This window comes from Paracoccus isoporae, from assembly GCF_900101865.1.
Taxonomy (GTDB): domain Bacteria; phylum Pseudomonadota; class Alphaproteobacteria; order Rhodobacterales; family Rhodobacteraceae; genus Paracoccus; species Paracoccus isoporae.
On record NZ_FNAH01000006.1, the window covers coordinates 161,670 to 186,281 of the forward strand.

At 64.7% G+C, this 24,612-nt stretch carries 25 protein-coding genes and 2 tRNA genes; 8 read left to right on the forward strand and 19 right to left on the reverse strand.

What is annotated here, in order from left to right:
- Window positions 1–4: 4 nt before the first annotated feature.
- The 7 genes from BLT73_RS11110 to BLT73_RS11140 form a co-directional block, all read right to left on the reverse strand.
- On the reverse strand, window positions 5–733 hold the full coding sequence (locus BLT73_RS11110) for an ABC transporter ATP-binding protein (protein ID WP_090523847.1): 729 nt from the start codon (window positions 731–733) through the stop codon (window positions 5–7).
- Window positions 726–1,505: an ABC transporter ATP-binding protein gene (locus BLT73_RS11115; RefSeq protein ID WP_090523848.1), complete on the reverse strand. Its 780-nt coding sequence runs from the start codon at window positions 1,503–1,505 to the stop codon at window positions 726–728. The genes BLT73_RS11110 and BLT73_RS11115 overlap by 8 nt, the downstream gene beginning before the upstream one ends.
- Window positions 1,505–2,491, reverse strand: a complete 987-nt coding sequence (locus tag BLT73_RS11120) for a branched-chain amino acid ABC transporter permease (protein WP_218132530.1) — start codon at window positions 2,489–2,491, stop codon at window positions 1,505–1,507. Before BLT73_RS11120 ends, BLT73_RS11115 begins: the two co-directional genes overlap by 1 nt.
- The gene (locus BLT73_RS11125) at window positions 2,484–3,383 is read right to left on the reverse strand and encodes a branched-chain amino acid ABC transporter permease (RefSeq protein ID WP_090523852.1); all 900 of its coding nucleotides are present in this window, start codon (window positions 3,381–3,383) and stop codon (window positions 2,484–2,486) included. Before BLT73_RS11125 ends, BLT73_RS11120 begins: the two co-directional genes overlap by 8 nt.
- Window positions 3,383–4,267, reverse strand: coding sequence for an NAD(P)-dependent oxidoreductase (locus tag BLT73_RS11130; protein WP_218132531.1), 885 nt, complete (start codon window positions 4,265–4,267; stop codon window positions 3,383–3,385). Before BLT73_RS11130 ends, BLT73_RS11125 begins: the two co-directional genes overlap by 1 nt.
- 10 nt (window positions 4,268–4,277) lie before the next feature.
- On the reverse strand, window positions 4,278–5,027 hold the full coding sequence (locus BLT73_RS11135) for an SDR family NAD(P)-dependent oxidoreductase (protein ID WP_090523855.1): 750 nt from the start codon (window positions 5,025–5,027) through the stop codon (window positions 4,278–4,280).
- 76 nt (window positions 5,028–5,103) lie between these two features.
- On the reverse strand, window positions 5,104–6,285 hold the full coding sequence (locus BLT73_RS11140) for an ABC transporter substrate-binding protein (protein ID WP_218132532.1): 1,182 nt from the start codon (window positions 6,283–6,285) through the stop codon (window positions 5,104–5,106).
- Between BLT73_RS11140 and BLT73_RS11145 the strand changes: the two genes are divergently transcribed.
- A complete protein-coding gene (locus BLT73_RS11145) occupies window positions 6,272–7,798 on the forward strand; it encodes a CaiB/BaiF CoA transferase family protein (protein WP_218132533.1) in 1,527 nt (508 codons plus the stop codon). The genes BLT73_RS11140 and BLT73_RS11145 overlap by 14 nt on opposite strands.
- A gap of 20 nt (window positions 7,799–7,818) precedes the next feature.
- On the opposite strand, the gene BLT73_RS11150 is transcribed toward BLT73_RS11145, so the two are convergent.
- The 5 genes from BLT73_RS11150 to BLT73_RS11170 are packed head-to-tail and all read right to left on the reverse strand — an operon-like array spanning window position 7,819 to window position 12,486.
- Window positions 7,819–9,150: a glutamine synthetase family protein gene (locus tag BLT73_RS11150; protein WP_090523860.1), complete on the reverse strand. Its 1,332-nt coding sequence runs from the start codon at window positions 9,148–9,150 to the stop codon at window positions 7,819–7,821.
- A 3-nt stretch (window positions 9,151–9,153) separates the two neighbouring features.
- Window positions 9,154–9,978 (reverse strand): ABC transporter permease, encoded by an 825-nt coding sequence (locus tag BLT73_RS11155; protein WP_090523861.1) that lies wholly within the window; start codon window positions 9,976–9,978, stop codon window positions 9,154–9,156.
- Window positions 9,975–10,853, reverse strand: coding sequence for an ABC transporter permease (locus BLT73_RS11160; RefSeq protein ID WP_090523863.1), 879 nt, complete (start codon window positions 10,851–10,853; stop codon window positions 9,975–9,977). Before BLT73_RS11160 ends, BLT73_RS11155 begins: the two co-directional genes overlap by 4 nt.
- 45 nt (window positions 10,854–10,898) lie before the next feature.
- Window positions 10,899–11,678 (reverse strand): transporter substrate-binding domain-containing protein, encoded by a 780-nt coding sequence (locus tag BLT73_RS11165; protein ID WP_090523865.1) that lies wholly within the window; start codon window positions 11,676–11,678, stop codon window positions 10,899–10,901.
- A gap of 22 nt (window positions 11,679–11,700) precedes the next feature.
- Window positions 11,701–12,486 (reverse strand): ABC transporter ATP-binding protein, encoded by a 786-nt coding sequence (locus BLT73_RS11170; protein WP_090523866.1) that lies wholly within the window; start codon window positions 12,484–12,486, stop codon window positions 11,701–11,703.
- A gap of 89 nt (window positions 12,487–12,575) precedes the next feature.
- On the opposite strand from BLT73_RS11170, the gene BLT73_RS11175 reads away from it, so the two are divergent.
- The 3 genes from BLT73_RS11175 to BLT73_RS11185 are packed head-to-tail and all read left to right on the forward strand — an operon-like array spanning window position 12,576 to window position 15,970.
- Window positions 12,576–13,274 carry a type 1 glutamine amidotransferase gene (locus BLT73_RS11175; protein WP_090523868.1) on the forward strand — a complete coding sequence of 233 codons (699 nt, stop codon included), beginning with the start codon at window positions 12,576–12,578 and terminating at the stop codon, window positions 13,272–13,274.
- Entirely contained in the window at window positions 13,271–14,629 is a 1,359-nt protein-coding gene (locus BLT73_RS11180) for a glutamine synthetase family protein (protein ID WP_176805048.1), read from the forward strand. Before BLT73_RS11175 ends, BLT73_RS11180 begins: the two co-directional genes overlap by 4 nt.
- Before the next feature lie 30 nt (window positions 14,630–14,659).
- Entirely contained in the window at window positions 14,660–15,970 is a 1,311-nt protein-coding gene (locus BLT73_RS11185) for an NAD(P)/FAD-dependent oxidoreductase (RefSeq protein ID WP_090523869.1), read from the forward strand.
- Between the two features lie 18 nt (window positions 15,971–15,988).
- On the opposite strand, the gene BLT73_RS11190 is transcribed toward BLT73_RS11185, so the two are convergent.
- The 3 genes from BLT73_RS11190 to rlmB form a co-directional block, all read right to left on the reverse strand.
- A complete protein-coding gene (locus BLT73_RS11190) occupies window positions 15,989–16,408 on the reverse strand; it encodes a CoA-binding protein (protein ID WP_090523871.1) in 420 nt (139 codons plus the stop codon).
- A 183-nt stretch (window positions 16,409–16,591) separates the two neighbouring features.
- On the reverse strand, window positions 16,592–17,047 hold the full coding sequence (locus tag BLT73_RS11195) for a YHS domain-containing (seleno)protein (RefSeq protein WP_245727263.1): 456 nt from the start codon (window positions 17,045–17,047) through the stop codon (window positions 16,592–16,594).
- Between the two features lie 36 nt (window positions 17,048–17,083).
- On the reverse strand, window positions 17,084–17,887 hold the full coding sequence (gene rlmB, locus BLT73_RS11200; RefSeq protein WP_425438820.1) for a 23S rRNA (guanosine(2251)-2'-O)-methyltransferase RlmB: 804 nt from the start codon (window positions 17,885–17,887) through the stop codon (window positions 17,084–17,086).
- A 129-nt stretch (window positions 17,888–18,016) separates the two neighbouring features.
- Here rlmB and BLT73_RS11205 point away from each other — a divergent pair.
- A tRNA-Tyr gene (locus BLT73_RS11205) sits at window positions 18,017–18,100 on the forward strand.
- A 214-nt stretch (window positions 18,101–18,314) separates the two neighbouring features.
- On the opposite strand, the gene BLT73_RS11210 is transcribed toward BLT73_RS11205, so the two are convergent.
- Window positions 18,315–18,390: transfer RNA gene (locus BLT73_RS11210), tRNA-Thr, on the reverse strand.
- A gap of 128 nt (window positions 18,391–18,518) precedes the next feature.
- On the opposite strand from BLT73_RS11210, the gene BLT73_RS11215 reads away from it, so the two are divergent.
- Entirely contained in the window at window positions 18,519–19,391 is an 873-nt protein-coding gene (locus BLT73_RS11215; RefSeq protein WP_090523874.1) for a hypothetical protein, read from the forward strand.
- Between the two features lie 69 nt (window positions 19,392–19,460).
- On the opposite strand, the gene BLT73_RS11220 is transcribed toward BLT73_RS11215, so the two are convergent.
- Window positions 19,461–19,712, reverse strand: a complete 252-nt coding sequence (locus BLT73_RS11220; RefSeq protein WP_090523979.1) for a DUF2312 domain-containing protein — start codon at window positions 19,710–19,712, stop codon at window positions 19,461–19,463.
- 88 nt (window positions 19,713–19,800) lie between these two features.
- Here BLT73_RS11220 and BLT73_RS11225 point away from each other — a divergent pair, with 88 nt between their 5' ends.
- Window positions 19,801–20,028, forward strand: coding sequence for a hypothetical protein (locus BLT73_RS11225; RefSeq protein WP_090523981.1), 228 nt, complete (start codon window positions 19,801–19,803; stop codon window positions 20,026–20,028).
- On the opposite strand, the gene mnmH is transcribed toward BLT73_RS11225, so the two are convergent.
- Together mnmH and BLT73_RS11235 are read right to left on the reverse strand one after the other, a co-directional pair.
- The gene (gene mnmH, locus BLT73_RS11230) at window positions 20,025–21,095 is read right to left on the reverse strand and encodes a tRNA 2-selenouridine(34) synthase MnmH (RefSeq protein ID WP_245727282.1); all 1,071 of its coding nucleotides are present in this window, start codon (window positions 21,093–21,095) and stop codon (window positions 20,025–20,027) included. The two genes, BLT73_RS11225 and mnmH, sit on opposite strands and share 4 nt — an antisense overlap.
- Before the next feature lie 26 nt (window positions 21,096–21,121).
- Window positions 21,122–21,679, reverse strand: a complete 558-nt coding sequence (locus BLT73_RS11235; protein WP_090523875.1) for a L,D-transpeptidase — start codon at window positions 21,677–21,679, stop codon at window positions 21,122–21,124.
- Window positions 21,680–22,083: 404 nt separating this feature from the next.
- Between BLT73_RS11235 and BLT73_RS11240 the strand changes: the two genes are divergently transcribed.
- Complete coding sequence (locus BLT73_RS11240; protein ID WP_090523877.1) at window positions 22,084–24,525, forward strand: heavy metal translocating P-type ATPase; 2,442 nt, start codon at window positions 22,084–22,086, stop codon at window positions 24,523–24,525.
- Window positions 24,526–24,612: the final 87 nt, after the last annotated feature.

Here is a 24,612-nt window from a genome sequence, read left to right on the forward strand (position 1 = left end):
CTCCTCAGGCAGCCGCCCCGAGATAGGCGTCGATCGCCTGCTGACGGGCGGCTTCGTCCTTGAGGTCTTCGGCGCGGCGATGTCCGACAATCCGGCCGCCGCGCAGGAAATGCAGTTCATCACATAACCGCATCGTCACGGCGAGGTTCTGTTCCACGAGCACGATGGCAAGCTCCGATTCTTCGCGGATCGTGGCCAGCCTGTCGAATACGCGCCGGACCAGCAACGGAGCCAAGCCCAGCGAGGGCTCATCGAGCAGCAAGAGCTTCGGGTCAGCAACCAGGCCGCGTCCGATGGCGAGCATCTGCTGTTCGCCACCCGACAGGCGCCAGGCCTGCCGGTCAACCTTCTCGGCAATCTCGGGAAACAGGTCGAGAACCATGTCGATGCGCCGTTTGCGCTCGGCCGCAGCCTTCTGGTATCCGCCGAGGATGAGGTTTTCGCGCACGGTCAGCTCGCCGACAATCTCGCGCCCCTCGGGCACATAGACGATCCCTTTGGCAACGCGTGCGCGCGCGGGCAGAGCGCCAATGTCCTGGCCATTGAACAGGACCGCACCGGATGACGGCGTCAGGCCCGAGACGGCTTTCATGATCGACGACTTGCCGGCGCCGTTCGCGCCGAGCAGCGCAACCACCGAGCCTTCGCCGACGGTGAAGGAGATCCGGTTCACCGACGGTGCGCCCGATCCATAGGTCACGGACAGGTCTGCAACGCGCAGCAGCTCAGTCATCTTCGTCGCTCCCCAGATAGATCCGAACCACGTCCGGATTGCTGCGCACCTCCTCGGGAGAGCCCGAGGCGACGATTTCCCCGAAGTTGAGCACGTAGATCCGGTCGCAGATCGACATGACCAGGTCCATGTCGTGTTCGACCACGACCATGGCCAGCTCCGTCGAGGCCAGCTTGCGCAGCACTTTCGTCAGGTCGCGGGTTTCGGAGTTGTTGAGCCCCGCGGCTGGTTCATCCAGCAGCAGGACCGACGGCTTGCCGACCACCGCGCGGGCAATCTCGACGAGGCGCTGCATGCCGGGTGGCAGCTCTCCCGGAAATCTCTCTCCGACGTCGAGCAGCCCGAGATCGGCAAGGGCCGCATCTGCCGACCGGGCCATTTCCTCCCGTTCGCGGATCCCCCTTGGCAACGGAAGGAACGCGTCCAGCCAGCCAGACTTTCCGTTGCGTGCGATCCCGACCATGACATTTTCACGTACGGTAAGATCAGGGCAGAGGGCGACATGCTGAAAGCTGCGCACGATCCCTTTATTCGCTCGCGCCGCGGGCGGCAGGCCATTGAGCGCCTCACCCGCATATGATATCGCACCCTGCTGCGGTGAATACGCCCCCGTCAGGCAATTGAAGAGACTGGTTTTCCCTGCGCCATTTGGACCGATAAGGCCGGTGATTTCGCCGGCGCGGAACTCCACGTCCAGACCCTTCAGAACCTTGATCCCGCCAAATGACAGTGCGATCCCCTCGCCGCGCAAAGCGTTTGTCATAAGGTCCATCACGCTGCCTCCGACTTGCGGCTCATCATCTCGCGGATGCGCGGCAGATAGTGCCCCAGAAGGATCATCCCCAGCAACGCAAGGCCATACAACACGGGAATCCACGCACCCGACGCCGAGAGAAGCTGCGGCACCAGCGTGACGAATGCCCCGCCGATCAGAACACGGGTCAGCGACAGCCCGTAGAAGCTGACGACCGATCCGACGAGCAGGAAGATCGCCTGCCAGAAGGTGAAACCGCCGGGCGACACGGTCGAACCCGAAAACGCCAGTGCGGCACCGCATATCGCACCGATCCCACCCGAAATGCCCATGATCGAGAGGCGCGCCCAGACCCGGCGGGTGCCGAAGGCGTCGGCAGCGGCTGCATTCGTCTTTGCCAGAAGCAGCGCCATCCCCTGACGCGACCTGCGCAGGCGTGCAACGGCCAGACAGACCAGCACCAGCAAGAACAGCGCCACATAATAGCGCTGCAGCCCCATTTCGATTCCGGGAATGAACGGGGTGGCAACATAAAGCCCTTCGTAACCTCCGGTGAGCGTATCAAAATTATTGATCATCTCGGGCACGGCCAGAGCGAGCGCCAGCGTGGTCACTGCAAGGTAGATCCCGTGGAGATTGCGGGACGGCCACGCGAAGAGAAGCCCGAACATCACACCCAGCAGCAGCGCCAACGGCACAGAGGCCCACAGCGAAATGCCGTAGCTGGTGTCCAGCACCCCGACGGAATAGGCGCCGAGCGCGGTAAAGAATGTATGCCCGATCGACACCTCTCCGCCATAGCGAACCAGCAGCGAGACGGCGAGAACGCCGATCGAATTTGCAAAGCAGAGGCCCAGCGTGAAGATCCATGATCCGCCAAGCATGACGGGCATGACTATCAGGACCGCCACCAGAATTGCGGTCGTCAGACCAGAGGTGGCCACGCCGGACAGGCGCGACAGGATAACTTGGCCCGGGGCCAAATGGGTCGCGTGATCAGACACGTGAGCCTCCGACTCGTTGCAGGATGCCGTTGGGGAAGATGTTCAGCGCCACCAGGATGACGGCCAGCAGGAATGTCGACGAGTACTCGGGCGAGACATAGAAGGTGAACAGGTTCATCAACACGCCGACCAGAATGCCGCCGACCAATGCGCCAGGCAGGGAGGCGAAGCCGCCGATCACGGCCGCGGCGAAGGCCTGCAACATGAATGTCGCCACGGTGGTGACAGACAGAAAGGTCGTCGGCACGATCAGCAGGGCCCCCACCACACCGAGGATGGACGCCGTGATCCAGGCAAAATAATGCACGGAGCGGAGATTCAGGCCGCAAACCTCGGCAGCGAATGGGTTCTCTGAGATCGCGCGGAAGGCAATCCCCAGCTTGGTGTGGTCGATGACCATGAACAAGGCCCCGATGGTCACCACCGCCACGGCCAGCACGGTGAGATCATAGCCCGTCACCAGCAGCCCGAGGACCGAGACGGCGAAGCGCGGGATCGGCAGGTCGAGCGCAACGATGTCCGCCCCGAAGATCAGCAGCGTCACACCTTGCGCGATAAGACCGAAGCCCAGCGTGGCGATGGTTGAGGTGAGGTCGCTTTCAAAGACCAGCGGAGAGATGATGGAATAGATCAGAAAGGCGATGGCGATGGCTCCCAGCAATGCGACCAGGACGGCCGCGCCCCAGGACAGGGACATGAGCATGCCCGAGGACAGGCCGTATACCAGGAAGGCCGTCAGCCCGGCGACATTGCCGTGGCTGAAGTTGACGACCTTTGAACACTTGAAGATCATCACCAGTCCGAGTGCACCAAGCGCATAGAGGCACCCGGTGATCATGCCCGACCATATCAGCGGAAACAGGTCGTACAGAAGTGAGTCCCAGAAGCTCATCAGATTTTCTCCATGGCATCCGACTCGACCAACTGGATGACCGAGGGAAAATACTTGTCTCCGAACCCGTTCGCGACAGCGGCAGTGTAATAGGCGCGGACTTGGCTGGCTGCGGGAAGAAAGCTGCCGGTCTGCTCAGCCAGATCGAAGACGTAAGATATGTCCTTCAGAACATATTCGGCGGGGAAGGAGTGTGCGGGAAACTCGCGCGGGGCCATTGCCTTCATGCCGTGATTGCGCAGCACAAAGCTGTCGCCCGACCCCTTCGCGACGGCCTCCAGCAGCGTTTCGGCCTGAACACCGGCGCGCTCGCCCAAAACGATCATCTCCGCCAGCGCGACTGTGTTGGCGAAAACCAGCATGTTGTTGACAAGCTTGAGCACCTGACCGGCGCCGACAGCGCCGCCATGGGTCACGTCCGACGCCATGTAGTCGAGCACCGGCCTGATACGGTCAAATAGCTCTGGAGTTGCCCCGACCATAATGCTCAGCCTGCCTTGCTGCGCGGCCTCGCGGGTGCGGGCCACCGGGCAGTCGGCAAAGGCGATCTCTTTCGCGGCCAATATCTGTCCGGCCTCGCGCGCCGCGGCCACGGTCGTGGTGGACAGATCGATAACAACGGACCCGTTGCGGGCCGTCCCCGCGATACTCTCGGCCACTTTCAGAACCTGCGGTCCGCCCGGCAGGGACAAGCAGATAATGTCGGCCTCTTGCGACAGTGCCTCAACACTATCCATCTCCTCGACCTTGGTGTCGGCCAGGGCGGAGCGTGCCGTGTCAGACAGATCAAAGCAGAGAACTCGACCGGCATGCTTGGCTGCGATGTTGCGACACATCGGCCCGCCCATGACGCCCAATCCGATGAATCCGATCGTATCTGTCATTGTCACTCCCTCAGTCCATCAACATGCCGCCGTTCACGTCGAGAACGGTTCCGGTGATCCAGTTCGAGGAAGGCGACGCAAGGAAAACGATTGCCTGGGCGATGTCCTCGGGTTGGCCGTAGCGGCCAAGCGGGACGCTGCCATTGGGCGACGGCGCGGCCCGTTGCGTCACGGTGTCCCACATCGGTGTCTCCACGGGGCCGGGCGCGATCACACTTGCAAAGATGCCCTTGCCGGCGCCGTTCTTTGCAACCCATTTCATCAACCCATGCACCGCGGATTTCGCCGCGACATAAGACGGGCCGGAGGCGACGCCGCCAATCTTGGATGCGATGGAGCCCAGGGCCACAATCTTGCCCCCACCCTGTTCAGCCATCACCGGAAAGACTTCCCGCACCGGATTGACGACACCCATGAGGTTCACGTTCAGGATTGACATCCATTCGTCATCCGTCGAGTCGACCAGGTGATTATGCGATATAGTCCCGGCGCAAAGGATCAAGGCATCAATCGCACCATATGCGGACCTGGTTTCCGCGATGATCGAACGCGTATCGTTATGCGAGGTCACATCGTAACGGCGATAGACGATCTTGTCGGACGTGAACTGGACGTCCTCAGCGATGTCAGTAGCGATGACTGTCGCACCGGCATCCGCGAGCGCTAGGGTTGCCGCGCGGCCGATGCCACCCGCGGCACCGGTGACGAGCGCAACCTTGCCATCAAGGCGAGCCGGCGCGCTGACTGGGATGGTGGGCATGAAAATCCCCAATTGTCTGAACCTGAATCCGGGTGTCACCCGCTTGCGGCAGAGCATGCGGGCGACACGGCCTTTCTTATTCGCCCGTATCGGCGGCGTTGAAGGCAATGTCGGGATAGGGCTGGAAATCTCGGACCAGCACGAAGTCCCCATCCTTGTACTGGATGATACCTTCCTGGCGGGTCCCGCGGTGGTCCTCGGCGCTGAAGGTCACGCCGCGCGCACCTCCGACGGCGGCGTCAGTCATCGTGTTCATCGCCTTGACGAGATTATCCCGCGTGATCTCGTCCTCACTGGCAAGAAGCAGCTCGAAACCCTTGTGAAACAGGGCCGCGTTGCTCCAGCCGTTCAGGCCGAGCACGCCAATGGGGTCATTCGGAAAATGCTCCGCAATGGCATCGCGATAGGCCTTTACCTCCGGCTCTTCGCTCGAGACAGGCAGCAGCCAGGACGAAAAGTACACGCCCTCCAGCAGATCACCGGCCAGTTTCAGCGTCGAGGGGTCGGCCGTGAAGAAAGGCGCGAACCACGCGACATCGGCCCCCTGCAGGTCAGCCGCCTTGAGCGCCGCGGCGAGATTGGCGTTCGACCCGTATAACAGCACCGTTTCCGCATCGGAGTTCTGGATCCGCCGGATATGGGCGCTGAAGCTGGTCGTCTTGACGTCGAATGCAATGGATTCCGCCGGTTCGAGGCCCAGATCGCCCATCACGAGATCGAAACCGCGCTTGGCGGATTTGCCCAGCTCATCGTTTTCCCATAGCAGCGCAATCTTCGTGTGGCCGAGGCCGTTTGCCGCATATTCAGCCGCGGATGCGGCGGACCACCCGTAATCTGGCAATAGCGGAAAGACGGCAGGGACTTCGAAGAACTGGCTGGATCCGCCGACCGGGCCGATGATGGGAACGCCCGCCTCTTTGGCATAGGGTAGAACCGCAACATTGGTCGCTGTGCCGATGGGTGCGGAAAGCGCGAAGATGCCGTCATCCTCGACCAGGCTGCGGGCCACGGCGACGCTGCGCGCCGGATCGTATCCGTCATCCTTGGTCACGTAGTTGAACGTCCAGCCGTCGACTTCAGCGGACTCGTTCAGTCTCTTGAAATAGGCTTCGGCCGCGTGGGTCAGAACCGCGTAGAACGGCACCGGGCCGGTCACGGGTGTGAAAGCCCCGATCGTGACGACCTTGTTGTCCAGATCGATGCCGGTTTCGGCCGTAACCGGCCCGGCAGCAATCGATGCGGTCGTGGCGACGGCCATTGCCGCGCATTTCCAGAACTTCTTGAGCATTTGTCTCCTCCCTGAGACGTCAGTGCTGCGATTTTTTGTTGGCTGCATCCCGGGCTTCGCCTGTCCACAGCATGCCCGCGCGCGGAACGGGCCGTTTTTCACTGTTGGCAGGATCTCCTCTGTCGCTCGCCTGCTTCGAGCCAAGAATGCACTTGACGTCTTTATAATGCATTATGCATTCTTAATTGACAATAATAAATTTGGAATTCGCGGATCGGCGCTGTCCGTCGCCGTTCGACCAGGAGAAAAATGCATGAAAAATGGTGTTATTGCCGGCAAGACCGTGGTCGAGCTGGGCAGCATGATTGCTGCACCCTATGGCGCGCATCTGCTGAACCAGCTCGGCGCAGATGTAATAAAGATCGAACCCCCGACCGGTGATACCACACGGAAACTGGTACGGGGTGGGCCCAGCGGGAGCTTTGTCGCGTTCAACCGGGGCAAGCGGAGCCTCTGCCTCGACATGATGTCCGAGGCCGGAAGTGATGCGTTCCGCACACTCGTAGCCCGCGCGGACATCGTGCTGCATAACCTGTCGCCGTCAGCTGCGCGCAAGCTCGGCGTGACTTTCGCCGGATGCAATACCATCAATCCCGATATCATCTTCTGTCACATCAAGGGCTATGGCGCGGGGCCGCTTCAGGAGCAGGTCGCCTCGAATCCGATCGCGGAGGCCGCAACGGGTGTCATGTACTACAACCGGCCCGATGGGCGACCGGCGCGTCTCGGGCCGTCATATCACGACCAGTTCGCGGGCTGCTACGCTGCCATCGCGATTCTCGCCGCGCTACAGTCGGACCGGTCCGAGGAGCGGCGCAATATCGAAATTGGTCTCTACGAAACCGGTCTGCACATTGCGGCGCGAGACCTGATGGGCGTGCAATTGAAATCGCAACTCCTGGGTCGGCCGGAGCAGGAGCCTTCGGCCGAATTCTCGATTCCGGGCTATGGCGCCTACGAGACGCAGGACGGGCGCTGGATCTACCTTGTCATGTTGACTGACGATCATTGGCGCAAGTTTGGCACCGCTACTGGCCTCTCACCCGATCCCGAGCTTGCGACTCTGCGCCAGCGGCGTGCACGGCGCCAAGATGTCGAACAAATCGTCGGTGCGTTGGTGGCTGGTTTCGAGTTCGACATGCTTGTTGAAAAACTCATAGCGGCAGGAGTCGGCCATACCGAAGTGCTGCCGCTTGACCGGGTGCTCGACGCACCGCAGGCACGGGCCGGAGAGAAGTTGTCCGACTTCGACTTTGCCGGGTACCGGTTTCAGACGCCCGAGTTGCCCCTTGGCCCTCTGCTGTGTGACGTGGCGGCCAGCTTACCGCCGCCTCTGCTTGGCGAACACTCGACCCAGATCATGCAAGAGCTTGGCTTTTCGGTCGACCGGATCGCAGAGGTCGTCCATCAGGGCGCGGCCGTCGAAGCTGACCTTGCGGCGCCGCTTTGGGCGAAGCCGCGCAAGGGCAAAGCCGTGCGATGACTTGACTGGAAGCCGCGCAATCAAACCGTATCCAGATACAGCTCGATCGTCTCCTCGTCGGTCAGTTCGGCCATGTAGTGCAGCTCCTGCCGCTTCGTCATCATCAGGTTGTCGATCAGATGCTGCGGGAAGATACGCTTGACCTCGGGGCAGGTGCCGAACGCCTCGATGGCGTCGTTCCAGGTGCCGGGCAACTGGTCCAGGCCCTTGTCGTAAGCATTGCCCTCGAAGGGCGGGGGCGGCTCCTGTCCGTCCTCGATCCCGTTCAGCGCCGCGCCGAGGATGGCGGCGATCATCAGATAGGGGTTCACGTCGCCGCCCGCGACGCGATGCTCGATCCGGCGGGCCTTGGGGCCGGAGGCGGGGATGCGGATGGCGGCGGTGCGGTTCTCATAGGCCCAGCCGATCCCGGTGGGCGCATGGGCGTTGGGCACAAGCCGGTCATAGCTGTTCTCATGCGGCGCGAAGATCAGGGTCGAGCCGGGCATGGCGCGCAGCAGACCGGCCACGGCGTGGCGCAGCGTGTCGGACCCTTTCGGGCCGCCATCGTCGAAGACATTCCGCCCCTCCGCATCCAGGAGCGAGAAATGCATGTGCAGACCGGAGCCGGACCAGACATCATAGGGCTTGGCCATGAAGCTGGCGGCGAAGCCGAATTCCCGCGCGACGCCCTTGGTCAGCATCTTGAACAGCCAGGCGTCATCCGCCGCCTTCAGCGGATCGTCCTGGTGCATCATGTTGATCTCGAACTGGCCGAGGGCGGCCTCCGATATCGCGGTGTCGGCGGGAATATCCATCTCCTCGCAGGCGTCGTAGAGCCGGGTGAAGAACTGGTCGAACGCGTCGAGCGCGCGCAGCGACAGCGTCTCGGCCCCGGTTCGGCGCTTGCCAGAGCGCGGGCTCGGCGGCACGCGCAGCGTCTTGCCGGAATCGTCGATGATGAAGAACTCCATCTCGGTCGCGACCACCGGGGTCAGACCGGCGGCCTTGTAGCGGTCGACGACACGGGCGAGGGCCTGACGCGGATCGCCCTCATAGGGGCGACCATCGGCGTGAAACATCCAGATCGGCAGCAGGGCCGACGGCGCGCCCAGCCAGGGCATCGGCATGAAGCCGCGTTCCGTGGGCATCAGCAGCGCATCGGGATCGCCGGTTTCAAAGACCAGCGGGCTGTCTTCGATATCCTCGCCCCAGATATCCATGTTCAGCACGGAATAGGGGAATTTCGTGCCCTCGGTCAGCAGCTTCTGCGCAAACCGCGCCGGCACCCGCTTGCCGCGCGGCACGCCGTTGAGATCGGCGGCAGCCACGCGAATGGTTCGGACCTCGGGATGTTCGGCAAGCCAGTTCACATGTCACCTGATGAGTTGGGGCCGATAGCGGATTCGGCGGGCGGCGCCGGGAAGATGCCGGTTCAGGCGCCGGTTGACCACCCCGAAGAGCAGGATCAGCAGCAGGGTCAGAAGGATGAAATACCCCGCCACGATGGGATAGGCGACAAAGGGGTTGAAGGTCTTATCGGCAAAGAAACTGCCGTAATAGAGCGCATCTCCCTGTTGCGCATAGGCCGGGAAGCTGGAGAAGAACACCAGCGTCGTGGCATGGAACAGGAAGATCGCCTCGTTGGTATAGGCGGGCCAGGCCAGCCGCATCATGGTGGGCCAGACCACGCGCCGGAATCTGTGCCACCCCGTCAGCCCGTAGGCATCCGCCGCCTCCAGATCGCCTTTCGGGACCGATTGCAGCGCGCCATAGAAGATCTCGGCCGAGTAGGCGGCGGTGTTCAGGATCAGCACGATCAGTGCCCCCGCCCAGGCCTTGGTCAGCCAGCCGGTGGCGACGGTGATGCCGAACAGCTCGATCCCGCTGCGCGGCAGCAGCACGAAAATCTGGTAGGCCAGAAAGAACTGGATGAAGAGCGGGCTGCCGCGGAACACGAAGATGAACGCCTCCGCCGGTTTGCGCAGCAGCGGGTTGGGCGAGGCTTTGGCCAGGGCCAGCCCGTTGGCGATGAAAAAACCGATCAGCAGGGCGAACACCCCGAAATAGACATTCCAGATCAGCCCGGACCCGATCAGGGTGAACTGCGTGCACAGATCAAACTCGGTGCGCGGCAGCAGCCGCTCGCCGATGCCGATGGAGCGCAGGGCGTAATTGGTGATCGCCTCCGCGCAGGTCATGCCCCGGCCTTTCGCAGCGTCTCGCCGCCCATCGTGGCCTGGCCGAGCGACAGGCGCCGCCGGACACGGCTCAGCACCCGCTCGGACGCCCAGGTCATCAGCAGGTAGAAGACGAGGATCGCGAGGAAATAATACAGCCGCCAGTCCGGGTGCGGATAGGTGAAGGCGCTTGTCTTGGAGCCGCCCAGTTCGCGCGCCCAGTACACGATATCCTCGACTCCCAGCAGGAACAGCAGCGGCGTGGCCTTGATGAGGATCATCCACAGATTGGACAGACCCGGCACGGCATAGCTCCACATTTGCGGGATCAGCACGCGACGGTTCACCTGCCGACGCGTCATGCCGTAGGCCTCGGCGGTCTCAAGCTGCGCGCGCGGCACCGCGTTCATCGCGCCGTAGAGCACGTTCGCCGCGAAGGCGCCGAACACGATGGAAAAGGCCAGCACGGCCAGGAACATGCCGTAGGAATCATGCACCCATTCCGGGCTGGCCGCGCGCGGCAGCTTGGCCGCCTCGCAGACGATGAAATCATTGCCCTGCCGGACCGGAACGGATGTGTCGCAAGAGACGCGGGATCGCAGATATTCGAATAGCTGGTCGAGCGCGATGGGCACGAACATGAAGAACACCACATCCGGCACGCCGCGCACCATGGAGGTGTAGATCTTTCCGAACCAGCGAAGCGGAGCGAAGTGGGAACGCGAGGCGAGCGCGCCGCCGAACCCGAACAGCAGCGCGATCGGGGCGGTGACCGCCAGCAGAAACAACACCGTCCCGAAGCTCGCGTAGAACAGAAGATGCGTGCCCGATGTCAGGTAGCATGACAGCCAGGCGAGCCCCTCCAGAGCTTTCGGATCGGCGCAGTATGCAAACATCGCGGGCGTATGGCCCCGCCGCGAAGCCGCGGCGGGGCCTTGTCCTTATTCGACCGGGGTGATCGTGGCGTCAGCCTCGGCCACGGCTTCTCCGTCGGGGCCGAAATACATCGCGCCCTCGGCGAACCATTTCTGGATCAGACCGTTCAGCGTCCCGTCTTCCTTCATCGAGTCGATGGCGGCATCCATCTTCTCGCGCAGCTCGTTGTCGGACTGGCGGATGCCGACGCCGATGCCACCACCAAGCGGCACATCCTCGCCCACCCAGGAAAATTCCCCATTCGATTCGACGACGACCGGCTCCAGGAAGTCCTTGTCGGCAAAGACCGCATCCGCCTCGCCATTGCGCACGGCCGAGACGGTTTCATCCGGGGTCGCGAATTCCAGCAGCGTCGCGCCGGATTCAGCCACATGCGCGGCCTGGATCGTGGCGGTCTGTGCCGCGACGACCGCGCCGTCACCCACATTCGCCTCGGCGTCCATGGCGGCATAGGCGGATGCCGCCGGGGGGAAGTAGTTCTGACTGAACTGGATTTCCTGCTGACGCTCCTCGGTGATCGACATGCCGGCCATGATGGCGTCGTAATTCGAGGATTTCAGGTTCGGCAGGATCGAATCCCAGTCATTCTTGACCCAGACGCATTCCAGCTCGGCACGTTCGCAGATCTCGTTGCCGACATCGATGTCGAACCCGTCCAGCTCGCCGCTGTCATTGACCAGGTTATAGGGAGGATAGGCGCCTTCCGACGCGATCCGCACCGGCGCGGCCGAGGCAATACCAGCCGTCAGCGCAATCGCGGCTGCCACAGTCAGGGTTGTTCTCATCACTTCATCTCCTGTTGGTTGGTCAGCCCACCAGTGTGGCGCTGAGAAACTGGCGCAGCCTGTCGGTGTTCGGCGCGCCAAAGACCTGATCGGGCGGACCTTCTTCTTCGATCCGTCCCTGATGCAGGAATACGACATGATCGCTGACATCGCGGGCCAGCCGCATGTCATGCGTGACCAGGATCATGGTGCGATGCTCGGCGGCAAGATCCTTGATGACCCGCACCACCTCCTGTTGCAATTCCGGGTCGAGCGCGCTTGTCGGCTCATCGAACAGAAGCGCCCGCGGCTCCATGCACAAGGCGCGGGCAATCGCCGCGCGCTGTTGCTGACCGCCGGAAAGCTGGCCCGGCCAGGCTTCGGCCTTGTCCCCGATGCCCACCTTGTCCAGCAGGGCGCGCGCCCGCGCCTCGACCTCGGCTTTCGGCTGGCCCAGCACCGTCACCGGCGCCTCGATCACGTTCTGCAGGATGGTCATGTGCGACCACAGGTTGAACTGCTGGAACACCATGGCAAGCTGGGTGCGCATCTTCGTGACCTGCGCCCGGTCTGCGGGAACGCGGCCCCTGCCCTGCCCCTTCCACCGCACCGGCGCGCCTCCGAACAGGATCTCGCCCTGATGGCTGTTCTCCAGCAGGTTGCAGCAGCGAAGCAGCGTCGATTTCCCCGACCCGGACGATCCGATCAGGCTGACCACATGGCCGCGCGGGGCGGTCAGCGACACGCCCTTGAGGACCTCGAGATCGCCATAGGACTTGTGCAGGTCGCGGATCTCGATAACGGCTGAGCTGGCGAGGTTCTCTGTCATTCTGTCGCGTATCTGGCGCGAAACCATGACCGATTGCAACGACTTCCTGCGCCGCCTAATCTGTCGCTGACCCAACAGAATGGCACCATATGCAGATCGGCATCCTACAATGCGGGCAGGCCCCGGACGCGCTCAAGGACGCGGCGGGCGATTACCCGGACATGTTCATGCGCCTCCTGGCGGGACGCGGGCTGGACTTCACCAACTACCATGTTGAGAACATGGAATTTCCGGACAGCGTCCAGGCGGCGGATGGCTGGCTCATCACCGGATCGCGCCATGGCGCGTATGAGCCGCACCCGTGGATTGCGCCTCTGGAGTCCTTCATCCGGCAGGCTTTCGACGCAGCGGTGCCGATGGTCGGCATCTGCTTCGGTCACCAGATCATCGCCCAGGCCCTTGGCGGCAAGGTCGAGAAATTTTCCGGTGGCTGGTCGGTCGGCGCGCAGGATTACAGATTCGGCGGCGAGACGCTGACGCTGAACGCCTGGCATCAGGACCAGGTGACGCAGCGTCCGCAGGGCGCCGAGCAGGCCGGATACAGCGAGTTCTGCGACAATGCCGCGCTGATCTATCCCGGCCGGGCCTTCACCGTGCAGCCGCATCCCGAATTCGACGACAGTTTCGTGCGCGGTCTGATGGAGACGCGCGCCAAAGGCGTGGTGCCCGACGACTTGCTCGACGCGGCCCGGCAGCGGCTTGGCGGGGCGCGCGACAGCGCCCGCATCGCCGACCGGATCGAGGCGTTCTTCCGCGCCGCCACGGCCGATGAAATGGGGGCGGCGTGACCCCGGACTGGCTGCAGAACGCCCCGCAAGCGGCGCAGGATTATGTCGCCGGCCGGCGGCTCGACGAGGTCGAATGCATCGTGCCGGACATCGCCGGCGTGGCGCGCGGCAAGGCCATGCCCGCGTCGAAATTCGCCCGGCAGGAGAAGTTCTACCTGCCGAATTCGATCTTCCTGCAAACCATCACCGGCGAATGGGCCGACAACCCCTCGGGCGCATTCACCGAACCCGACATGGTGCTGACGCCGGATTACACGACAACCACAGCCGCGCCGTGGACCGCCGACTATACCCTGCAGGTGATCCATGACGTGTCCGACCAGCAGGGGCGCCCGGTGCCCATCGCACCGCGCAACGTGCTCAAGCATGTCGTCGGGCTGTTCGAGGCGAAGGGCTGGCAGCCGGTCGTCGCGCCGGAGATGGAGTTCTTCCTAGTCGCGCGGAATACCGATCCGAATCAGCCGATCATCCCGCCCATGGGTCGCAGCGGGCGACGCGCCGCCGCCAAGCAGGCCTATTCGCTGTCGGCCGTGGATGAATACGGCAAGGTCATCGACGATATTTACGATTTCGCCGAGGCGCAGGGCTTCGAGATCGACGGGATCTTGCAGGAGGGTGGCGCCGGTCAGGTGGAAATCAACCTCGCCCATGGCGATCCGGTCCGACTGGCCGACGAGATCTTCTTCTTCAAGCGGCTGATCCGCGAGGCAGCGCTGCGCCATGACTGCTTCGCCACATTCATGGCCAAGCCGATCGAGGGCGAGCCGGGATCTGCCATGCATATCCACCACTCGATCGTGGACATGGAGACCGGGCGCAACATCTTCTCGGATGAGAAGGGGCGCGAGGCACCGGAATTCCTGCATTTCATCGCCGGGATGCAGACCCATCTGCCCGCGGCCATCGCGCTGCTTGCGCCCTATGTGAACTCCTATCGCCGCTATGTCCCGGATTTCGCGGCACCGATCAATCTGGAATGGGGCCGCGACAATCGCACGACCGGGCTCCGCGTGCCGATTTCAGGGCCCGAGGCGCGGCGCGTAGAAAACCGCCTCGCCGGCATGGATTGCAACCCCTATCTGGGGATCGCGGCGTCGCTGGCCTGCGGCTATCTGGGTCTGACCGAGGCGCAGGATCCGCGTCCCGAATGCATCGGAGACGCCTATATCTCCGAGGACGAGTTGCCGCTGACACTGGGCGACGCGCTTGACCTGATGGCGGACAGCGAGCCGATGCGCGCCGTTCTGGGCGAGGAGTTCGCGGCGGTCTACGAGGCGGTGAAGCGGAACGAATACAAGGAATTCCTGCAGGTCATCAGCCCGTGGGAGCGTGAACATCTGCTGCTGAATGTCTGACGTGACCTGCCAGATCCGAAGGGGATTCGCGTGAACCTGCTGTTCTCGAATGACCGGCGCGGGGAATATCCGCCGTCACTCTATGCCGCGCAGGTGGCGCCGCTCGACCCGTTCCCGCGCCAGTCGGGCGAGATCCGGGCCGAGATCTGCGTGGTGGGCGGCGGCTATACCGGCCTGTCCGCGGCGCTCCATCTGGCGCGGGCGGGCCGCGATGTCGTGCTGCTGGAGGCGCATCGCGTGGGATTCGGCGCATCTGGACGCAATGGCGGTCAGTTAGGATCGGGGCAGCGCCTCGAAAATGACGAGCTGGAGCGGATCGCGGGCCGCGACACGGCGCGGCGGCTTTGGCAGATGGCCGAGGATGCCAAGCGCCTGACCCGCGATCTGGCCACCGAGGCCGGAGTCACGGTCCATGACGGCGTCGCGCACGCTTTTCGCAAAGCTGCCGAACTGGACGAGGCACAGCGCCACATTGAGCACCTGGCGCGCCATTACGGTTACGACCGGATCGAGTCATTCGACACGGCGGCGTTCCGAAAGATCCTGCCGTCTGACGCCTATTGCGGCGGGGTGATCGATCACGGTGCCGGCCATCTGAACCCGCTGGCGCTCGCGCTCGGCATCGCCCGGCTGGCGGCCGAGGCGGGCGCACGCATCCACGAGATGAGCCATGTCCACCAGATCGCGTTCGCACGGGACGCCGCGTCGAAAACGGTTGTGCAGACTGAGACGGGCCGTGTCACCTGCGATCAGGTGATCCTGGCCGGTAACGGCTATCTCGGCGATGTGTCGGGCGCGGTGGCGGCGCGGGTCATGCCGATCAACAATTTCGTGGTGGCGACGGAACCGCTCGGTGATCTGGCCAGCAAGGTGCTGAGCCGCAATATCGCCGTGCATGACACGAAATTCGTGGTGAATTACTGGCGGCTTGACGCGGAGAAACGGCTGATCTTCGGCGGCGGAGAAAATGTCAGCTATCATTTCCCGAATGACATTGCCGCCAAGGTGCGCAAGCCCTTGTCTCAGATCTACCCCGAACTGGCCGAGGTGCCGTTCAGCCATGCCTGGGGCGGCACGCTTGCCATTACCATGAACCGTCTGCCCTGCTTCATGCGCCCTGCCCCGAACGCGCTGTCGGCCAGCGGATTTTCCGGGCATGGCGTGGCGCTCGCCACGCTGGCGGGGCGGCAGATGGCCGATGCCGTCAGCGGCAATTCCTCCGATTTCGATCTGATGGCCGGCCTGCCCTCGCCGGCCTTCCCCGGCGGGCAGTTGCTGCGGTGGCCCCTGCTGGTCGCGGGGATGAGCTGGTTCGCCCTGCGCGACCGGCTGGGGATCTGAGACCGGGCGCGCGCGGGTTCAGTCCAGCCGTGGAAACTCGATCTTCGGACAGCGATCCTGCACCACCAGCTTGCCCGCCGCCTCGGCCTTTCGAGCCGCGTCCTGATGGCTGATGCCAAGCTGCATCCAGACGAATTTGAGGTCCGGCAGCTCACGCAGGGCCTCGTCTACCACGCCGGGCACAGCCTCGGGGCGGCGGAAGATGTCGACCATGTCAACGGCCAGGTCATCCGGGATCGAGGCAAGGTCGGGATACACCGTCTCGCCCAGGATCTGCTGGCCCTCATGGCCCGGATTGACCGGGATCACGCGGTAACCCCGGCCCTGCAGATAGCGCGCCACCCCCCAGCTCGGTCGGTCCTGATCGGGCGACAGGCCCACCACGGCGATCGTCTTCGTCTCGTCCATGATGCGGCGGATGGTCTGCGGATCTGACATATTAACCCCTTTTCGCGCGACCTTTTCACAGAAAAAGCGCCCGGTCCATAAGGCCGGGCGCAAGTCGCGGAACGAGGGACAGTGATCTGGACGCAGCCGTTCCGAGGCAATGCGTCCGTGGCCAAGATATGGGGAGTGATTCGCGAAATCCAAGCCTCGTCGCGGTTTCGTGATTTCGGCAATTCAAGGGCGCAGTTTCACCCACATGTTCTTCGCCTTCATCAGCAGACCGCGCGGTTCGGCCAGCAACCGCTGCTTCCTGTCCGCCGATGCGGTCAGATAGACCCGCTGCCCGATGATGACGAACTGGCGCGGATCGCCTGCCTCGGACCGGCCCTCGGCCAGGCCGACGACGCACAGCCCGTCGAAGCCCGGCACATAGGCGCGCGGATTGGCCTCGAACAATGCGCGGTTGTCTTCGGAGGCGAAGTGATATTCCTTGCCGCGCCAACTGGTCGAGATGTCGCCCCGCCCCGGCACGGCCGCATCCCGCGTCACGTAAGCCACCGGATCGAACCCGTCCAACGCCCAGCCCTGCGCCGCGGCCGGGATCGGCAGCAGCACGGCAAGCGCGATGGCAAAGGATTTGAGATGGGTCAGGATCATGTCACGTCCGGGCTGGTGATCCACAGATGGCATCGCCCCGTGCCCCTGTCCATGATTCGGCATTCCCTCTCAAGCCGTTGTGACATGACGTGCGGCCGCGTAGAGCGCGACGGCGGCGGCGTTGGAGACGTTCAGCGACCCGAACGGCCCGGCGAAAGGGATCTTCGCCAGCAGGTCACAGGTCTCTCGCGTCCGCTCCCGCAGGCCCGGCCCCTCGGCCCCCAGCACAAGGCAGATCGGGCGGCTGCCGGCCTGCGCCAGGGCCTGTTCCAGCGGCGCCTCGGCCTCGCCCGCCAGCCCGATGACCATGAACCCCGCGTCCTTCAGCGTCGTCAGGGCGTCGGCCAGATTGCCGATGCGCAGATAGGGCTGTCGTTCAAGCGCGCCCGATGCGGTTTTCGCCAGGGCGCCGGTTTCGGGGGCCGAATGCCGCGCCGGCGCAATCACCGCTCGGGCCCCGAACACTTCGGCCGAACGCAGGATGGCCCCGACATTATGCGGGTCCGTCACCCGGTCGAGCGCCACCATGATCGGCCGGCCCGCCCCAGAGATGGCGACATCCTGCAAACCGCCCCAGGCCAGCGGCCGCACCTCGAGTGCGCAGCCCTGATGCACGCTGTCCGGCGGCAGCCCGACCGCGCGGTCAAAGACCCGCGCATCCGTCACCTCGGGCGTCATCCCGGCCAGATCGCCAAGCCGGTCCATGGCGTTCTGTGTCACCACCAGCCGCAGCTTCTCGCGCGCCTGATTGGCAAGCGCATCGCGCACCGCATGCAGGCCGAACAGCCAGATGGTCTCGGCAGCCGACGCCTTGCGCGCGCGCTCCTTTTCGATCACCCAGTCGGGCTTCCTGGTCTTCTGGTCGGCCATCATGTCCCCTTTCCCCAGCCCTTCTGCGACATCGGCCCGGCAAGACGCAAGCCCGGAGCGTTTTGCGGCCCATTTCCCGCTTGACGCCCCGCGCCGCCCCCCTTATTCCACCCCCCACGCCGACGGCTCGGCGGGCGACGTGCTGCAAGGTGCGGCAGCGGACTGTAACTCCGCCGGGGAGACCCATGCCTGGTTCGATTCCAGGGTCGCCCACCATCAACTGTCTTTTGCTTTGATTTTTCCGCTCAAAGCGTGACACCCCGGCCCTGCCCGGACACCGGCAGGCTGGAACCGGCCGAAAGCTGCAGCATCCCTTGACCTGAGATTGCCTCCATGACGCGCATTGCCGCGCCTTGCCCGCGCAACGCAACTGCCTGCCCCGGATCAACCGGCCCATGCCTGTCAGGTGCATATCTCGGGTTGGGCGCGATGGTGCCGGCAGAGGGAATCGAACCCCCGACCTTCTGATTACAAATCAGCTGCTCTACCAGCTGAGCTATGCCGGCCCCGGACCGCGCGGGTCGCTTTCGGATAGCGCCAGCGGCGGCGGCGCGCAAGCCCGTCACGGAAAGAGGTTTTCCTTTCGCGGCTGCAGCGTTAGGTTGCAAGCCAGCACAGATCAGCCGGGACAGACATGCAGATTGCCTACCACGTCGGCGTTCATGGCAGCGACCAGGAACGTATCCTGCGGACCCTGCTGAAAAATCGCGAAATGCTGTGGATGCGCGGGGTCGAGGTGCCGGCCCCGAACCGCTATCGCGGCGTGTTCGGGGATGCGATCAACGCACTGCGCGGCGGCGTCGCCACCCAGGACATGCAGGAGATGCTGCTCGACGCGGTGATGGACAGCGACCGCGCCGGGCGCGTCGTGCTGAGCCAGAGCGGTTTTCTGGGGATGCCGCAGCGGGCGATTTCTGCCGAAGGGCTTTATGCCAAGGGACATAACCGTCTGCTCGGCCTGTCGAACCTGTTCCCGGATGCGGTGGTGGAGTTCTTCATCGGGCTTGTGCATCCCGCGCGGCAGGCCTCGGAGATCCTGCGCATGACCGGCGGCGATTATGACGCCGTGTTGGGCGGGGTGAACCCGCGAAACCTGCGTTGGGCGCCGATGCTGCATCGCATCCTGCAGACCGTGCCGGATCGGGACATCGTCATCTGGGCGCAGGAGGATCTGCCCTTCATCTGGCCGGAGGTGCTGCGCCGGATCGCCGGTGTCGGACCGGAGGCGGCGCTGAAGGGAGAGGACGCGCTGCTTGCCGAGCTTCTGCCCGAGGCAGAGGCCGATGCGCTCCAGCAAAAGATCGCGGCGACTGACGGTCTGTCGGTCGAGGCGCGCCGGCAAATGGTCGAGGACGCGCTGACATCGATGCCGGATAGCGGCGCGATGGAGGCCGAGGTGGCGTTGCCGGGCTGGTCACAGGATCTGGTCGATGAATTGTCGGAGATCTACGCCACCGATCTGGCCGAAATCGCCGCCCTGCCCGGCATCGAGTATATTTCTGCCTAGGCCAAGGCGACCCGCGCAGGCGATGGGCCCTGCGCGCTTTATCCCGAAGCGAGCGATCGCGACAATCGCTCAGCCCATGCCGAGCGCCGCCTTGTACATGTCCAGGATCGCCTCTTCTTCGGCCACGTCGTCGCGGTCGCGTTTGCGCAGGGCGATGACCTTCTTCATCACCTTGGTGTCATAGCCACGCGCCTTCGCCTCGGCCATCAACTCTTTCTGGCGTTCGGTCACGTCCTTCTTTTCGGCATCAAGCTGCTCGTATTGCTCGATGAACTGGCGCAGCTCGTCTGCGGCTACGTTATAGGAATGATCGTCCTGCATCTGGTCCCCCGTGGTCTGGGCCGCAGACATAGGCCGTCTTGCCCGGTTCCGCAATCGCGGCTATGCCCGCGTCAGCGAAGGGGGTCCGATGACGATTTTCGACCTGTTGATCTGGTGCGGTGCCGCGCTCACTCTGGCCGGGCTGAGCGGCATTTTCTGGTGTATCTGGACGGTTCAGCGGGCGCGGCGCGCCAGGCTGGACGAGGCTGCGTTCCGGGTCAGAATGCAGCGTGTGGTCACCGTGAACATGGCCGCGCTCGTCGCCTCGGTGCTGGGGCTGATGGCCGTGGTGATCGGGATCATGCTGGGCAGCTAGGGACGGCGCCCGGCGGCGCGGGGCGCCATCCGGCCAAGCGCATTGGAGACGGTCTCGGCCGCCCGATCCAGATCGGACAGATCGTCGAGCGCCACCGACGACATCTCGCGGTCGGCGTATCGGGCACGATGCTTCTCGTAGCGCGGATCATAGTGATCCCGCATCAGCCCTTCCGCCAGTTGCCGCCATTTCCCGTCCTCAGCCATGCGCAGCCATTGCGCGATCCGCTCGGCCGGGTGCAGCGGCGCGAGTTTCTGCAGGATCGCCCGGAGCCGTCCCGCATCCGCCGTCACATCGCGGTAATCCAGGGCCGAATAGGCCGCGCGGGCCGCGACCGGCACGCGCAGCGACAGCCGCGGCGCGTCCTTCACCCCGGCCCAGACCGCCTTGGGAAGTTCCAGATCCCCGATCCGCGAGCTTTCCGCCTCCACGATCACCGGCTGTCCTGGGTCGAGCGCCTCGAGCGCGGCTGCAAGCCGGCCCTCGAACATCTTCTGGCTTGGCTGCGCGCCGCGCGCGCCGAACAGGCTGCCGCGATGATGGGCGAGACCTTCCAGATCGACGATCTGATGACCCATCGCCGCCAGCCGGTGCAGGATCGCGGTCTTGGCGCTGCCGGTATTGCCGTCAAGCACGATGACCGGCGCGGCGAACCCCTGCTCATGCGCCCGCCGGACCACCAGGCTGCGCCAGGATTTATAGCCGCCATCGAGGCGTGACACCCGCCAGCCGACCTGCGCCAGAATCGTCGCGAAGGCACCGGATCTCTGGCCGCCCCGCCAGCAGTAAACCAGCGGCCGCCACGCGCCTTCTCGGTCCCTGAGCGGCCCGGCGATGTGGCGCGCCGCGTTGGCCGCCACAAGCGCCGCGCCGAACTTGCGCGCATCGAAAGGCGAGATCTGCTTGTAGATCTTGCCGACCTGGGCCCGTTCATCATCGCTCAGCACCGGCAGGTTGATCGCGCCGGGCAGGTGGTCCTCGGCGAACTCCGCGGGCGAGCGCACGTCGATGATGTCGTCGAAGCGCCCGGACGCGGCGGTCACCGCGTCGAGCGACACCTCGGCCAGATCAGCCAATCCCCGATCCGTTCAAATCAGTAGACGTAGACGGGCGTGCCGATCGGAACCTGCTCGAACAGGGCCATCACGGCCTCGTTGCGCATGCGGATGCAGCCATTCGACACCGCCCGCCCGATCGAGCCCGGCTGGGTGGTGCCGTGGATGCGGATCGCGGTGTCGTTGCCGTTGGCATCATAGAGATAGAGCGCGCGCGCGCCGAGCGGGTTCTTCGGACCGCCCGGCATCCCGTCGGCATATTGGGCATACTGGTCCGGGCTGCGCTCGATCATCGCCTGGGTCGGCGTCCAGTTGGGCCATTCCACCTTGCGGCCGATCCGGGCCTTGCCCTTCCAGACAAGCTCGGCCTGACCGACCGCCACGCCGTAGCGGACCGCACGACCCGGCGCAATGACGTGATACAGGAAGAAGTCATCCGACACGACAACGATGGAGCCGGTCTCGAACCCCTCGCGGATCGGCACCTCGGTCGGCTGGTAGGGGTCTCTCGTGGTGGCGGCCTGTTCCTGCGACAGCACCAGCGACGGCGCGGCAATCAGCGGCAGGGAAAGCCCGATCATCTGACGGCGGTTCATGAAATTATCCCATCTGCTCGTTTCACCCTGATTTATAGGGATCGCGGCGCGCCGACTCAATCCCGCTTGGGCGAGACCGTCCTTGACGACCCGTCACGGCGCGCCCAAATATCGCGGTATGGAAACTTGCCCGCCCCTTTCTGCGACACGGCAACCCCGCAAGGCTGCGGTCCGCGCGGCACATCTGTGCCGGGGGCGTGGTGATCGTGCATGTCGCTGTCACGTTTCCGCGCGCAGGACGAATTTTCGCCAGATCACGACGGCAAGGCCCAACCTGGCGCGTCGCCATGCGCTTGACCTGTTCACCCCCGTCACTGCGCCCATGCAGGCGCCGATGACCCCGCAGGCCCCGCCTGTCCTGACCTCTGACCCGCATGAAATTGCATTCAGAACAGGACAGAACCATGGACGACATCTCTAACTCCAAGGCTTCCCGCGAAGCCGAACTGACCGTGACCGGTCTAAGCTGCGCCTCCTGCGTGGGCCGGGCCGAGCGCGCGCTTGCCGCCGTTGAAGGCATCACCGACCCGCAGGTCAATCTTGCGACCGGCCGCGCCACGATGCGGCTGCAATCCCCCGCCTCGCTGCGCTCGGCCAGCGAGGCGCTGAGCAAGGCCGGCTATCCCGCCGCGCCAAGCGTGACATCGCTGCGCGTGGACGGGATGAACTGCGCCTCCTGCGTGGGCCGGGTGGAGCGGGCGCTCACCGCGCTCGACGGGGTGGAGCGGGCAGAGGTCAATCTGGCGACCGGCACCGCCACCGTGTCGCATTTCGGCCTGACCCCCGACGCGCTTGCCGATGCGGTCTCAGGGACCGGCTATGATGCCCGGCCGGATCACGGGCAGGACGCGGGACACATGCATCACGACGACGAGGCGGGCGACTTGCGGCGGGCGTTTCTGACCGCGGCGGCACTGACACTCCCCGTCTTCATCGCCGAGATGGGCGGTCATGTCATTCCCGGCTTTCACGAGGCGCTGCTTTCGCTGATCCCTATGCGGATGCTGTGGATGCTGGAGTTTGCCCTGACCGCGATCATCCTGGCCGGGCCGGGGCGCATCTTCTATCGCCACGGTGCGCCGGCGCTGCTGCGCGGCGCGCCGGAAATGAACAGCCTCGTGGTCCTGGGCGCCACCGCGGCATTTCTCTATTCCACCGTCACCACCTTCGCGCCGGCGCTGCTGCCGGACAGCGCGCGGCATGTCTATTTCGAGAGCGCCGCGGTCATCGTCACGCTGATCCTGCTTGGCCGCTGGCTTGAGGCGCGGGCCAAGGGCGAAGCCAGCCAGGCGATCCGTCGGCTGATGTACCTGACCCCCGACACCGCCTTTGTCGAGCGAAACGGCGAGACGGTGGAGCTTGCGGTGGAGAAGATCGTGCCGGGCGACATTATCCGGTTGCGGCCGGGTGAACGCGTCGCGGTTGATGGCGAGGTGCTGGAGGGAACTGGCAGCGTCGATGAATCCATGCTGACCGGCGAGCCCCTGCCGGCCGAGAAGGCGGCGGGCGATCCGCTGACCGGCGGCACGGTGAACGGCAATGCCGCGCTACGCTACCGCGTGACCGCAACCGGCTCGGAGACACGGCTGGCCAGCATCGTGCGGCTTGTCGAACAGGCGCAGGCCGGCAAGCTGCCGGTGCAGGCGCTTGTTGACCGGATCACGATGGTCTTCGTGCCGATCGTCATCGCCCTGTCAGTGATGGCTTTCGCGGCCTGGATGATCTTTGCGCCCGAGCCTGCCCTGGCGGGTGCGGTGGTCGCGGCGATCTCGGTGCTCATCATCGCCTGCCCATGTGCGATGGGGCTTGCGGTTCCGGTCTCGATCCTGGTCGGCACCGGGCGCGGTGCCCAGCTTGGCATCCTGTTCCGGCGCGGCGACGCGTTGCAGCGCCTGGCAGAGGCGAGCTCCGTCGCCTTCGACAAGACCGGCACGCTGACCGAGGGCAAGCCCGCCGTCACCGCAATCGAGACGGCCGGCCTGGACCGCAATGAGGCGCTGCGCCTGGCCGCGGGCGTCGAGGCCGGGTCCAGCCATCCGCTGGCCCATGCCATCATGGCAGCGGCAGCGCAGGCAGGGGTGGACACACCGCAGGCCAGCGGGTCCGAGGCCATGCCGGGTCAGGGCGCCATGGCCCGGATCGACGGCAAACAGGTCTTGATCGGCAATGAGGCGGCGCTGCGCAACGCAGGCATCACGCCGGAGCCGGATCTGGCGCGCCGCGCCGCCGACTCTGCGCATGAGGCGCAGACCCCGGTTCACCTGGCCGTCGATGGCCGGCATCAGGCGCTGTTCCTGATCGCCGATCAGATCCGGCCCGAATCGCGCGACGCGGTGCAATCGCTGCGCGATCTGGGGCTGCGCACGGCGCTGATCTCGGGCGATGTGCAGGCAGCGGCGGATGCGGTGGGCGACAGCCTGTGCATTGACGAGGCGATCGGCGGCGCCACCCCGGAAAGCAAGCTGTCCCGGCTGGAGCAATCCGGCAAGGGCACGGTCTTCGTCGGGGACGGCATCAACGACGCCCCGGTTCTGGCCGGCGCGGATACCGGCATCGCCATGGGAACCGGCACCGACATCGCGATCGAGGCGGCGGAGGTGGTGCTGATGCGCGCCGATCCGGGCGCCGTGCCGACCGCGATCCGCCTGTCGCGCGCCGTGATGCGCAATATCCGGCAGAACCTGTTCTGGGCCTTCGCCTATAACGCGCTTCTGATCCCGGTCGCGATGGGCGTTCTGGTGCCGTTTGGCGGTCCGCAATTGTCGCCGATGCTGGCGGCGGCGGCGATGGCCATGTCGTCGGTCTTCGTGGTCACGAATGCGCTGCGGCTGCGCCGCTTTTCGTGACGACGCGGCGCAGGAACCGCCGGGTCAACGGCTGGCCTTGGCGGTTCACTGCGTATATATCTGCGCCTGCCCCGCCGATTGCGGGGC